Source organism: Pseudomonas sp. Sample_9, from assembly GCF_004307535.1.
Lineage (GTDB): Bacteria > Pseudomonadota > Gammaproteobacteria > Pseudomonadales > Pseudomonadaceae > Aquipseudomonas > Aquipseudomonas mercuritolerans.
Window position 1 is genome coordinate 25,643 of the sequence record NZ_RAZO01000306.1, and the last position, 12,967, is coordinate 38,609.

At 61.3% G+C, this 12,967-nt stretch carries 7 protein-coding genes; 3 read left to right on the forward strand and 4 right to left on the reverse strand.

Annotated elements, in window-relative coordinates:
* Positions 1-138 precede the first annotated feature (138 nt).
* The 4 genes from ligA to D6877_RS17030 form a co-directional block, all read right to left on the reverse strand.
* The gene (gene ligA / locus D6877_RS17015) at positions 139-2,496 is read right to left on the reverse strand and encodes an NAD-dependent DNA ligase LigA (RefSeq protein ID WP_130911534.1); all 2,358 of its coding nucleotides are present in this window, start codon (positions 2,494-2,496) and stop codon (positions 139-141) included.
* Positions 2,497-2,636: 140 nt separating this feature from the next.
* Complete coding sequence (gene zipA, locus D6877_RS17020; protein ID WP_041479106.1) at positions 2,637-3,500, reverse strand: cell division protein ZipA; 864 nt, start codon at positions 3,498-3,500, stop codon at positions 2,637-2,639.
* Between the two features lie 225 nt (positions 3,501-3,725).
* On the reverse strand, positions 3,726-7,214 hold the full coding sequence (gene smc, locus D6877_RS17025) for a chromosome segregation protein SMC (protein ID WP_130911535.1): 3,489 nt from the start codon (positions 7,212-7,214) through the stop codon (positions 3,726-3,728).
* Positions 7,215-7,216: 2 nt separating this feature from the next.
* Positions 7,217-7,876 (reverse strand): GntR family transcriptional regulator, encoded by a 660-nt coding sequence (locus D6877_RS17030; protein WP_039763015.1) that lies wholly within the window; start codon positions 7,874-7,876, stop codon positions 7,217-7,219.
* A 268-nt stretch (positions 7,877-8,144) separates the two neighbouring features.
* On the opposite strand from D6877_RS17030, the gene xdhA reads away from it, so the two are divergent.
* The 3 genes from xdhA (at position 8,145) to xdhC (ending at position 12,967) form a co-directional block, all read left to right on the forward strand.
* A complete protein-coding gene (gene xdhA, locus D6877_RS17035; RefSeq protein ID WP_122602796.1) occupies positions 8,145-9,599 on the forward strand; it encodes a xanthine dehydrogenase small subunit in 1,455 nt (484 codons plus the stop codon).
* Positions 9,592-11,991, forward strand: a complete 2,400-nt coding sequence (gene xdhB / locus D6877_RS17040; RefSeq protein ID WP_130911536.1) for a xanthine dehydrogenase molybdopterin binding subunit — start codon at positions 9,592-9,594, stop codon at positions 11,989-11,991. Before xdhA ends, xdhB begins: the two co-directional genes overlap by 8 nt.
* A gap of 118 nt (positions 11,992-12,109) precedes the next feature.
* Entirely contained in the window at positions 12,110-12,967 is an 858-nt protein-coding gene (gene xdhC / locus D6877_RS17045) for a xanthine dehydrogenase accessory protein XdhC (RefSeq protein ID WP_130911537.1), read from the forward strand.

Here is a 12,967-nt window from a genome sequence, read left to right on the forward strand (position 1 = left end):
GGGATTTATCCCCGCTCGACTGCGCAGCAGTCGCAAAAAACCGTACACGCGATACAGATGAGATGATCGGGCGCAGGGTTTTGGGGTCGCTGCGCAACCCAGCGGGGATAAATCCCCTCGCCACAGGGGTTCACACCGTCAGACAGCGACGCCGTGGGTTTTGAGGAAGGCGATAAACGCTTCTTCGTCCATGACCTTCACCCCCAGTTCGTTGGCCTTGGTCAGTTTCGACCCGGCACCCGGGCCTGCGACCACGCAATGGGTTTTCGCCGACACCGAACCGGCGACTTTGGCACCCAGGCTTTCCAGATGATCCTTGGCCACATCCCGGCTCATCAACTCGACCTTGCCGGTCAGCACCCAGGTTTCGCCGGACAATGGCAGACCTTCGACAACTTTCTTCTCGCTCTGCCAATGCATGCCGAAATCGCGCAATTGCTGCTCGGCCTGCTCGGCCAGTTGCCGATGCTCAGGCGAGGCGAAGAACTCGCGCACCGAGTTGGCCTGCTTCTCCGGCAATGCCTGGCGCATATCCAGCCAGTCAGCGCTCATCACTGCATCCAGCGAGCCAAAGCGGTCGGCCAGTTTCTGCGCGCCACCGGGGCCGACGAAAGGAATGTGCAGCTTGTCGAGCAAGCCGCCCAGGGTGGTACTGGCGGCGAATTCGGCGCCCAGCTCGCCCTGATCCTGAATCTGCAGACCATGGCCGAGCAGTTCGCTGATGACCTGCTGGTTGTGCGCATCCTCGAAGAAGCTGTGAATCTCGTGCGCCACTTCCAGGCCGACGTCCGGCAGGTAAGTCAGCACATGCGGCAAGGCCTGTTGCACGCGCTCCAGCGAACCCAGCGAACGCGCCAGCACCTTGGCCGTTTCTTCGCCGACATCGGGAATGCCGAGGGCGTAGATGAAACGTGCCAGGCTCGGTTGCTTGCTGTCTTCGATGGCTTTGAGAAGCTTGTTGCTCGATACCTCGGCAAAGCCTTCCAGATCGACGATGTCGTCGAACTTCAGCGCATACAGATCGGCCGGCGAGCTGACCAGCCCTTCGTCGACCAGTTGCTCGACGCTCTTGTCGCCCAAGCCTTCGATGTCCATGGCCCGGCGCGAGACGAAGTGAATGATCGCCTGCTTCAATTGCGCGCCACAGGCCAGTCGGCCGACGCAGCGATACACCGCACCTTCGCTGAAGGTTTCCTTGCCCTTGCTGCGCTTGACCAGTTGCGTGCGTTCAACGTGGGAGCCGCACACCGGGCAGCTTTCGGGAATGGCCACCGGGCGCGCGTCATCGGGGCGACGCTCGGTGACTACCTGCACCACTTGCGGAATCACATCACCGGCGCGGCGGATGATCACCGTGTCGCCGATCATCAGGCCCAGTCGCGCCACTTCGTCCATGTTGTGCAACGTGGCGTTGGCCACGGTGACGCCGGCGACCTTCACCGGTTTCAGACGCGCCACCGGCGTCACCGCACCGGTGCGGCCGACCTGGAATTCCACGTCGAGCAGCTCGGTGAGTTCTTCCATCGCCGGGAATTTGTGTGCGATCGCCCAGCGCGGCTCGCGGGCGCGGAAGCCCAGCTCACGCTGGTCAGCGATGCTGTTGACCTTGAACACCACGCCATCGATTTCATAGGCCAGCGAGTTACGACGTTCGCCGATGTCGCGGTAGTACTCCAGGCACTCATCGATGCCCTTGGCCAGCTTCAGTTCGTGACTGATCGGCATGCCCCACTTCTGCAACTGCTTGAGGTTACCGATGTGGGTGTCGGCGATATCGTGAGACACCTGACCGATGCCATAGCAGCAGAATTCCAGCGGACGATTGGCGGTGATCTTCGAATCGAGCTGGCGCAGGCTGCCTGCTGCCGCGTTGCGCGGGTTCGCAAAGGTCTTGCCGCCGATTTCCAGCTGCGAAGCATTGAGGCGCTCGAAACCGGCCTTGGACATGAACACTTCACCGCGCACTTCCAGCGTCGCCGGCCAGCCTTCGCCGTGCAGCTTCAGCGGAATATTGCGCACGGTACGCACGTTGACGCTGATGTCCTCGCCGGTGGTGCCATCGCCACGGGTGGCGCCGCGCACCAACAGACCATCCTGATACAGCAGGCTGACCGCCAGGCCATCGAGCTTCGGCTCGCAGCTGTATTCCACCGCCGCGCCGCCACCGAACAGATCGCCGGCCGGCACGTCGAGGCCTTCGTTGACGCGGCGATCAAACTCGCGCATGTCGGATTCTTCGAAGGCGTTGCCGAGGCTGAGCATCGGGATTTCGTGGCGCACCTGAGTGAACGCAGTCAACGCCATGCTGCCGACGCGCTGGGTCGGCGAATCGCTGGTGATCAGTTCCGGGTTGGCCGCTTCCAGCGCCTTGAGCTCGTGGAACAAGCGGTCGTACTCGGCATCGGGAATGCTCGGCTCGTCGAGAACGTGATAGCGATAGTTGTGCTGATCCAGCTCAGCGCGCAGCTCTAGAATGCGGGTTTTGGCGGCGGTCATGGGTGTTCTCTCATAAAGCAAAAGAGCAGCCGAGGCTGCTCCAGTTTTATTCCATTATCGGCGGCGGTGCCAGAAGATCGCAGCCTCGTTGCACTCGTCAGCTCCTACAGGCCGAAGGCTGCGATCTTTCGATTTTGGCCTTAGCGCTTCTGCGTCAATGCGCGGCGTTCGAATTCGACGATGCGCTGACGGTAGTGCTCAATCGTCTGCGCAGTCAGTACGCTGCGCTGATCGTCTTTCAGCTCGCCGTTCAGTTCCTGCGACAGCTTGCGGGCCGCCGCGACCATCACGTCGAAAGCCTGCTTCGGATGACGCGGGCCTGGCAGACCAAGGAAGAAGCTCACCGCCGGAGTGCTGAAGTGGTCGATGTCGTCCAGATCAAAGATGCCCGGCTTGACCGCGTTGGCCATGGAGAACAGTACTTCGCCGTTGCCGGCCATGCTTTCGTGGCGGTGGAAAATATCCATCTCGCCGAAACGCAGGCCGCTTTCGAGAATGTTCTGCAGCAGCGCAGGGCCTTTGAAGCCGGCCGGGTCGCGGCAGATCACGCTGATCACCAGGACTTCTTCGGCTTGCGGCTGATCTTTTTCCGCCACGGCAGGTGCAGGCTTGCTGTCTTCGGCGAAATCGTCATCGCGGCTGCTGAAGCTCGGGCCGCCATCCAGATCGAGGTCGAGGTTCAAGTCGCCCTGCGCCGGGCCGTTGCTGCCGCGCTTGCCGCGTTTCGAGCCGGATTCACGCGGCTCGCGGGCTTCGCGGTTGGGCATGCTCACCGACGGCAGATCGTGCTCGTCCAGTTGCGGCTCTTTGTGCGTGTCCAGGACGCGGGCCGGGCCCAACAGCTCGGCGCTGGTGTCCTCGTCCGGCAGATTGGACAGGCTCCGGTCGAGACGGAACTTCAGCTTTCCCTTGCCGCCGCGCATACGGCGCCAGCCATCGAAAAGAATACCGGCTATCACAATGATGCCGATGACGATCAGCCACTCGCGCAGACCGATTTCCATGTAATCCCGTGCCTCTATAAAAAATGCTGAAAAATAAGGGGTTTACACTGCGTAAACCGCTTTAAAACGTGGCGCCAACTCTATGTTCTGACAGGCGTTTTGCCCACGTATACGAAAAATTGACATTAAACTAGCACGATCAAAGGCTTCGCAGCTACAAGCTTTAAGCTCCAAGCCACAAGCCGTCCACTTGCAGCTTGGAGCTTGTAACCTGCAGCTGCGCCGCTAGGCGTCCACCATCGCCATCGCCTCCTCGACATCCACCGCCACCAGTCGCGAACAGCCCGGTTCATGCATCGTCACACCCATCAACTGCTCGGCCATTTCCATGGCGATCTTGTTGTGGGTGATGTAGATGAACTGCACGGTCTGCGACATCTCTTTGACCAGGCGTGCGTAGCGTCCAACGTTAGCGTCATCCAGTGGCGCGTCAACCTCATCGAGCATGCAGAACGGCGCCGGGTTCAACTTGAAGATGGCAAAAACCAGGGCCAATGCAGTCAGGGCCTTTTCGCCGCCGGAGAGCAAATGGATGGTGCTGTTCTTCTTCCCGGGCGGCTGCGCCATGATCGTCACCCCTGTATCGAGTAGATCTTCGCCCGTCAGTTCCAAATACGCGCGCCCGCCACCGAAAACTTTCGGGAAAAGTGCCTGCAAACCACCGTTGATCTGATCAAAGGTATCTTTGAAACGGTTGCGGGTTTCCTTATCGATTTTGCGGATGACGTTTTCCAGGGTCTCCAGCGCCTCGACCAGATCGGCGTCCTGCGCATCCAGATAACGTTTACGCTCCGATTGTTGCGTGTATTCGTCGATGGCCGCGAGGTTGATCGCACCCAGGCGCTGAATCCGCGCGTTGATGCGTTCGAGTTCTTCTTCGGCTTCGCGTTCACTGGCTTGCGCGGTCAATGTCGCGAGCACGCCGTTGAGATCGTAGCCATCTTCGAGCAATTGATCCTGCAAAGCCTTGCGCCGTACGGTCAGCGCCTGCCACTCCATGCGTTGCTGTTCGAGCTGGCCGCGAATCAACTGCGATTGCTGCTCGGCCTGGGTGCGGCGTTTTTCCGCGTCGCGCAATTCACGATCGGCGTCTTCCAGGGCGATCTGCGCGGTCTTGAGTTCTTCATCGACGGTCATGCGCTTGTCGAGCAGTTCTTCGAGTTTCAGACGCAGCTCTTCCAGCGGCGCCTCGCCCTCCTCCAGATTCAGGCTCAACTGTTCGCGCTTTTCGGTCAGGCGCTCGGCCTGCATCTCCAGACGCTCCAGCGCCTGTCGCGTGGAGTCATGCTGGGCGCGCAACGAGCCGAGACGCACGGCCAATTGATGGGCGTGATCCTTGTGCTGCCGCGCTTCCTGACGCACGCGATCAAGGCGCTCGCGCAGGCTGTCGCGCTGGGCCAGCAGCAACTCGCGCTGCTCGGTGTCGAGCGCCATGGCGTCCAGCGCTTCCTGCAAATTCATGCGCGCTTCGCCGACCTGCTCGTGCTCAAGCTCGCGCTGTTCGGCGAGTTCGACCAGTTCTTCATCGAGACGGGTGCGGCGCAATGTCAGCTGTTCGGCTTTGGCCTTGCCGGCGGACAACTGCGCTTTCAGTTCGCCTTGCTGGCGCGCTTCGTCCTGCAGCAAGCGGCGCAGATGTTCGCGGCCGTTTTCCTGCTGGCGCTGTTGCGCGCGCAAGGTTTGCAGACGGGTTTCCATGGCTTCGACCGTTGCTTCGCGCTCTTCGCGCTCCAGTTGCAGGTCTTCGATTTCCTGGCCACGGGCGAGCATGCCGCTTTCCGCTTCGCTGGCGCGACGTACGCGTAAAAAGTGTCGACCGACCCAATAGCCGTCGCGGCTGATGAGGCTTTGCCCGGCGCTCAACTGGCCGCGCAAGGCCAGCGCCTGTTCAAGGCTGTCGACCGGTTTGACCTGGCCGAGCCACGGCGACAGATCGATCTGCGCCTCGACTTTGTCCAGCAGGCTGCCCGCCACCCGCACGCCACCGCTGGCCGGGCTGAGCAGGCGCAAATCGCCTTGAGTGAAACCGGACAGATCAAAACCGCTGAAATCGTCGACCAGCACCGCTTGCAGATCGGCGCCGAGCACGGTTTCCACCGCCAGCTCCCAACCGGCCTCTACCTTCAGGCCTTCGGCCAGGCGCGGACGCTCGGCGAGATTGTGTTCCTTCAACCATTCGGCGGTGCCGGTGCCCGGATCGAGCGCGGCCTGCTGCAAGGCTTCCAGCGACGCCAAACGACCGTTGAGCCGCTGCAGATCGCCCTGCGCCTGCTGCTGTGCGGTCAACGCTTGCTGTAATTCCTGACGCAGTTGTTCAAGCTTTTCGACTTGCGCTTCTTCGCTGGTCTGTAAATCTTCGAGGGTCGCTTCGGACTCGGCGAGCTGCTCGTTGAGCGCCATGATCGCCGCGTCTTCCGGGTCGGCGGACAGCAACGCGCGCTCTTCAGCGAGACGTTTCTGCCGGTCGGCCAGACGCTCCATGCTGCTTTCCAGCTGCTGGATCCGCGACTGCTGGACTTCAGCCTGACGGCGCGGTTCGGCAGCGGTCAGGTTGAAAGCATCCCACTGCTCCTGCCAGCCGTGCATGGTGGTTTCGGCTTCTTCGAGGGCCGCAGCGGCTTCCTCGGCGGCGGCGCTGGTGACTTCCTGTTCTGGCGTGAGCATGTCCAGCTCTTCGCCGAGGGTCAGCAACAGCGTGCGGTCGTGGCCAAGGTGCGATTCGGTTTCCAGACGCGCGCGTTCGGCTTCTTTCAGATCGTCCTGCAACTGGCGCAACCGCTGCTGGCCATGCTGAATGCTCTGCTCGACCCGGGCGATATCGCCGCCGACCGAATAGAAGCGGCCCTGCACCAGATTGAAGCGCTCGGACAGGTCGTGGTGACCGTCGCGCAGGCGTTCGATGGCCGCATCAGCGTTACGCTGTTCAGCGACCAGCGCTTCGAAGCTGACTTCCTGGTTGCCGATGATCGACTCGCGCTGACCGACCTGCTCGTTAAGATCCTGCCAGCGCAGGGCCGACAGTTGCGCCTTGAGCTGACGCTCTTCGGCCTTGAGTTCCTGATACTTTTTCGCCGCCTCGGCCTGACGGTGCAGACGTTCGAGCTGGCGCTCCAGCTCCTCGCGCAGGTCGGTGAGGCGGGCGAGGTTCTCGTGAGTGCGGCGGATGCGGTTCTCGGTCTCGCGGCGGCGCTCTTTATATTTCGAGATGCCGGCGGCTTCTTCGATGAAATTGCGCAGGTCTTCGGGCTTGGATTCGATCAGCTTGGAGATCATCCCCTGTTCGATGATCGAGTAGCTGCGCGGGCCAAGGCCGGTGCCGAGGAAGATATCGGTGATGTCGCGTCGACGGCATTTGGTGCCGTTGAGGTAATAAGTGGTCTGGCTGTCGCGGGTGACTTTGCGGCGGATGGAAATTTCCGCATAGGCCGCGTATTCGCCGAGCAGCGTGCCATCGGAGTTGTCGAACACCAGTTCGATGCTCGCCTGGCTCACCGGTTTGCGGCTGGTCGAACCGTTGAAGATGACGTCGGTCATCGATTCGCCACGGAGGTTCTTCGCCGAACTTTCGCCCATCACCCAGCGCACGGCGTCGATGATGTTCGACTTGCCGCAACCGTTCGGCCCGACGACCGCCGCCATGTTACTGGGGAAGTTCACCGTGGTCGGGTCGACGAAGGATTTGAACCCCGCCAGTTTGATGCACTTCAGCCGCACGCTCAGGCAACCGTCAGCGCAGACACCACCAGATCGCAGCTGCGCTGGGCATACGCCGTGAGCACGATGCGGATCTGCGGCAAATCACGGGCGAGTACGGCGGCGAGCAAGCGTTCGAACAGTTCGAGGAATTCGCTCATTTCCGCCTTGCGCTGTTCGAGGGCGAGGAAATACGCGCGGCTCATCGCCGGCTGGAGGTTCTCGACGGTTTCTTGCAGGTACGGATTGTTGGCAAACGGATAGGCGGCGCGCATCACCGCGAAGCTGTCATCGACGAAGCTGCGGATGTCGCCGCGTTCGTAATTGGCGGTCAGGCGCTGCTGGATCTGCACGAACGGCGCCATGTCCGACTGCACTTGCCAGCCATTGGCCACGGAATTGCCGAGCAGGATGTACAGCTCGCTCATCAGCGTGCACAGGCTCTGCACCTTGTGCGGCGTCAGCTCGGTAACGTGGGCGCCACGACGCGGCAGGATCGCGATCAGGTGACGGCGCTCGAGGATCAGCAAGGCTTCGCGGACCGAACCGCGGCTGACGTTGAGCGCCAGCGTGACCTTCTGTTCCTGGATGCGCTCTCCTGGCTTCATTTCGCCACGAATGATGCGTTCGGCGAGGTGGTGAGCGATTTGCTCGGCGAGGCTGTCCGGCGCCTTGAACGTCATGGTTGTCCTTCAAACTCTATCGATCTGCACAAGCGGCGCAGTGTAGCGCAAATGCACGGTCATGGCGGAGTGCCCACTCAGCGGTTTTTGGCACGAATCCCGCAAAAAAGCGCAGTGACCGATGAAGGTCAATACTGAATAGACACGCTGTTGATCGACGAAACGGTTTTTCCTGACCCTTAAGTCAGAAAACCATTGACCGAAAAGTCAGACCTGCTAAATTCGGTTCACGTCGGTTAACAACAATAATGAGTCTGCGAGGCCTTCCGTGATCCAGTTTTTACTTAACCAGGAACTCCGTAGCGAGCACGCCCTGGACCCGAATCTGACTGTGCTCAATTACCTGCGTGAACACGTAGGCAAGCCCGGCACCAAAGAAGGTTGCGCCAGCGGTGACTGTGGCGCCTGCACCGTGGTGGTTGGCGAGTTGCAGACCGATGATACGGGGCGTGAACATATTCGCTATCGCAGCCTCAATTCGTGCCTGACTTTCGTCTCGTCCTTGCACGGCAAACAACTGATCAGCGTTGAAGACCTCAAGCACAAAGGCGAACTGCACAGCGTGCAGAAAGCCATGGTCGAGTGCCACGGTTCGCAGTGCGGCTTCTGCACCCCCGGTTTCGTGATGTCGTTGTTCGCCCTGCAAAAGAACAGCGATGCGCCGGATCAGGCCAAGGCTCACGAAGCGCTGGCCGGCAACCTCTGCCGCTGCACCGGCTACCGCCCTATTCTGGCCGCTGCCGAACAATCCTGCTGCGCCAAGCCAGCGGATCAGTTCGACGCTCGCGAAGCCGAAACCATTGCCCGCCTCAAGGCCATCGCGCCGACCGATATCGGCGAACTCAACAGCGGCGACAAGCGCTGCCTGGTGCCGCTGACCGTCGCTGACCTGGCCGATCTCTACGACGCTTATCCACAAGCGCGGCTGCTCGCCGGCGGCACCGATCTGGCGCTGGAAGTCACCCAGTTCCACCGCACTCTGCCGGTGATGATCTATGTCGGTAACGTCGCCGAAATGAAGCGCATCGAAACCTTCGATGACCGCATCGAAATCGGCGCCGCCACCGCCCTCTCCGACTGCTACGAGGCCTTGAATGCCGAGTACCCGGACTTCGGCGAACTGCTGCACCGCTTCGCTTCGTTGCAAATCCGCAATCAAGGCACCCTCGGCGGCAACATCGGCAACGCCTCGCCGATCGGTGACTCGCCACCGCTGCTGATCGCCCTCGGCGCGCAGATCGTGCTGTGCAAAGGCGAAACCCGCCGCACCTTGAACCTGGAAGATTACTTCATCGACTATCGCGTCACCGCGCGTCAGGAAAGCGAGTTCATCGAAAAAATCATCGTCCCGCGCGCCAGCGCCGAGCAGTTGTTCCGTGCCTATAAAGTGTCGAAGCGCTTGGATGACGACATCTCCGCCGTCTGCGCTGCCTTCAATCTGCGCGTGGAAAATGGCGTGATCAGCGACGCGCGCGTGGCCTTCGGCGGCATGGCGGCGATTCCGAAACGCGCTGCGCACTGCGAAGCCGTGCTGCAAGGTGCACCTTTCAACAACGCCGTGATCGAACGCGCCTGCGCCGCGCTGGCCGAAGACTTCACGCCGCTCTCGGACTTCCGCGCCAGCAAGGAATATCGCCTGCTCAGCGCGCAGAACCTGCTGCGCAAATACTTCATCGAACTGCAAACACCGCACATCGAGACTCGGGTGACCGCTTATGTCTAACCATCACGCCGTAGAGAAGACCCAGGCTGAACTGGCCGAACTGTTCGCCAAGGATCTGACCACCGGTGTCGGCCGCAGCGTCAAGCACGACAGCGCCGCCAAGCATGTGTCCGGTGAAGCGCAGTACATCGATGATCGCCTGGAATTCCCCAACCAATTGCACCTGTATGCACGCCTGTCGGACCGCGCCCATGCGAAAATCCTCAGCATCGACACGTCGCCGTGCTACGCCTTCGAAGGCGTGCGCATCGTCATCACCCACGAAGACGTGCCGGGCCTGAAAGACATCGGCCCGCTGATGCCGGGCGACCCGCTGCTGGCGATCGATGACGTGCAGTTTGTCGGCCAACCGGTGCTGGCGGTCGCGGCGAAAGACCTGGAAACCGCGCGCAAAGCAGCGATGGCCGCGATCATCGAATACCAGGATCTGGAACCGGTGCTCGACGTCGTCGAAGCCCTGCGCAAACGCCATTTCGTGCTCGACAGCCACACCCATCAGCGCGGCGATTCGGCTTCGGCGCTGGCCACGGCTGAACACCGCATTCAGGGCACGCTGCACATCGGCGGCCAGGAGCACTTCTATCTGGAGACACAAATCTCCTCGGTGATGCCTACCGAAGATGGCGGAATGATCGTCTACTGCTCGACGCAGAACCCGACCGAAGTGCAGAAACTGGTCGCCGAAGTGCTCGACGTGTCGATGAACAAGATCGTTGTCGACATGCGCCGCATGGGCGGTGGTTTCGGTGGCAAGGAAACCCAGGCCGCGAGCCCGGCGTGCCTGTGCGCGGTGGTCGCGCACCTCACTGGCCAACCGACCAAGATGCGCCTGCCGCGCGTCGAAGACATGCTGATGACCGGCAAGCGCCACCCGTTCTACGTTGAATATGATGTCGGTTTCGACAGCAGCGGCCGTCTGCACGGGATCAACATGGAGCTGGCCGGCAACTGCGGTTGCTCGCCGGACTTGTCTGCTTCGATCGTCGACCGGGCGATGTTCCACTCGGACAACTCCTACTACCTCGGCGATGCGACCATCAACGGTCACCGTTGCAAGACCAACACCGCGTCGAACACCGCTTACCGTGGCTTCGGTGGCCCGCAAGGCATGGTCGCCATCGAGGAGGTGATGGACGCGATTGCCCGGCACTTGAAACTCGACCCGCTGGCGGTGCGCAAGGCCAATTACTACGGCAAGACCGAGCGCAACGTCACCCACTACTACCAGACCGTCGAGCACAACATGCTCGAAGAGATGACCGCCGAACTGGAAGAAAGCAGCCAGTACGCCGAGCGCCGCGAAGCGATCCGTCGCTACAACGCCAACAGCCCGATCCTGAAAAAAGGCCTGGCGCTGACCCCGGTGAAATTCGGCATTTCCTTCACCGCCAGTTTCCTCAATCAGGCCGGTGCGCTGATCCACATCTACACCGACGGCAGCATCCACTTGAACCACGGCGGTACGGAAATGGGTCAGGGCCTGAATACCAAAGTCGCTCAGGTCGTGGCGGAAGTGTTCCAGGTCGAAATCGACCGTGTGCAGATCACCGCGACCAACACCGACAAGGTGCCAAACACCTCGCCGACCGCTGCTTCCAGCGGCGCCGACCTGAACGGCAAAGCCGCGCAGAACGCAGCACAGACCATCAAGCAACGCCTGGTCGAATTCGCCGCGCGGCACTACAAAGTCAGCGAAGAAGACGTCGAATTCCGCAACGGCCACGTGCGGGTGCGCGAGCAGATCCTGACCTTCGAAGCGCTGATCCAGCAGGCGTATTTCAATCAGGTCTCGCTGTCGAGCACTGGCTTCTACAAGACCCCGAAAATCTATTACGACCGCAGTCAGGCCCGTGGGCGTCCGTTCTATTACTTCGCTTTCGGCGCAGCCTGCTGCGAAGTGATCGTCGACACCCTGACCGGCGAGTACAAGATGCTGCGCACCGACATCCTGCATGACGTCGGCGCCTCGCTGAACCCGTCGATCGACATCGGTCAGGTCGAGGGCGGTTTCGTCCAGGGCATGGGCTGGCTGACCATGGAAGAGCTGGTCTGGAACAACAAGGGCAAGCTGATGACCAACGGCCCGGCCAGCTACAAGATCCCGGCGGTGGCGGACATGCCGCTGGATCTGCGGGTGAAACTGGTGGAGAACCGCAAGAACCCGGAAGACACGGTGTTCCACTCCAAAGCCGTCGGTGAACCGCCGTTCATGCTCGGCATCGCCGCTTGGTGCGCGATCAAGGACGCGGTGGCGAGCCTCGGTGATTATCAGCATCAGCCGAAGATCGATGCGCCGGCCACGCCGGAGCGGGTGTTGTGGGGCTGCGAGCAGATGCGCCAGCTCAAAGCGGTGAAGGCTGTCGAAGCTGAAACCGAGCTGGCTCCGCTCTAGGACCGAGGCGCGGCTATTCGCGAGCAGGCTCGCTCCCACATTTGGAATGCATTGCCAATGTGGGAGCGAGCCTGCTCGCGAAGAGGCCGGCACAGACAACGAAGATGTCGAGGTGAACATGTACAACTGGATCGACGCCCTCGCCGACCTGCAGAATCAGGGCGAGCCCTGTGTGCTGGTGACGATCATCGAAGAACTCGGCTCGACGCCACGCAATGCCGGCTCGAAAATGGTCGTCAGCGCCGACCGGATGTTCGACACCATCGGTGGCGGGCATCTGGAATTCAAAGCCATGCAGATCGCCCGCGAGATGCTCGCCAGCGGCAAGCAGGACACCCATCTGGAGCGCTTCAGCCTCGGTGCCAGCCTCGGCCAGTGCTGCGGCGGCGCCACGGTGTTGCTGTTCGAACCGATGGGCCAGGTGCAGGCGCAGATTGCCGTGTTCGGTGCAGGCCATGTCGGTCGCGCCCTCGTGCCGCTGCTGGCCAGCCTGCCCTGCCGGGTGCGCTGGATCGATTCGCGCGAGGCCGAGTTCCCTGAACACGTCCCTCACGGCGTGCGTAAAATCGTCAGCGAAGAGCCGGTAGATGAAGTCGACGACCTGCCTGCCGGCAGCTACTGCATCGTCATGACCCACAATCATCAGCTCGATCTGGAGCTGACCGCGGCGATTCTCAAGCGTAACGATTTCACCTGGTTCGGCCTGATCGGCTCGAAAACCAAACGCGCCAAATTCGAACACCGTCTGCGTGATCGTGGTTTCGACCCGAGCGTGGTGCAGCGCATGCGCTGCCCGATGGGCATCGGCGAAGTCAAAGGCAAATTGCCTGTGGAAATCGCCATTTCCATCGCCGGCGAAATCATCGCCACTTACAACGCCAATTTCGGCCAGCACAGCGCCCGCGCCGAACCGATTGCCCGACTGCTGCCCGCCTCGCGCCGCAGCCAGGCCGCCAAACTCAAAGCCTCAAACTGA

Bases quoted from the DNA above. Each gene is read 5' to 3' on its own strand.
- ligA (WP_130911534.1), bottom strand. From the start codon at position 2,496: ATGACCGCCGCCAAAACCCGCATTCTAGAGCTGCGCGCTGAGCTGGAT.
- zipA (WP_041479106.1), bottom strand. From the start codon at position 3,500: ATGGAAATCGGTCTGCGCGAGTGGCTGATCGTCATCGGCATCATTGTG.
- xdhC (WP_130911537.1), top strand. From the start codon at position 12,110: ATGTACAACTGGATCGACGCCCTCGCCGACCTGCAGAATCAGGGCGAG.
- D6877_RS17030 (WP_039763015.1), bottom strand. From the start codon at position 7,876: ATGACGTTCAAGGCGCCGGACAGCCTCGCCGAGCAAATCGCTCACCAC.
- xdhB (WP_130911536.1), top strand. From the start codon at position 9,592: ATGTCTAACCATCACGCCGTAGAGAAGACCCAGGCTGAACTGGCCGAA.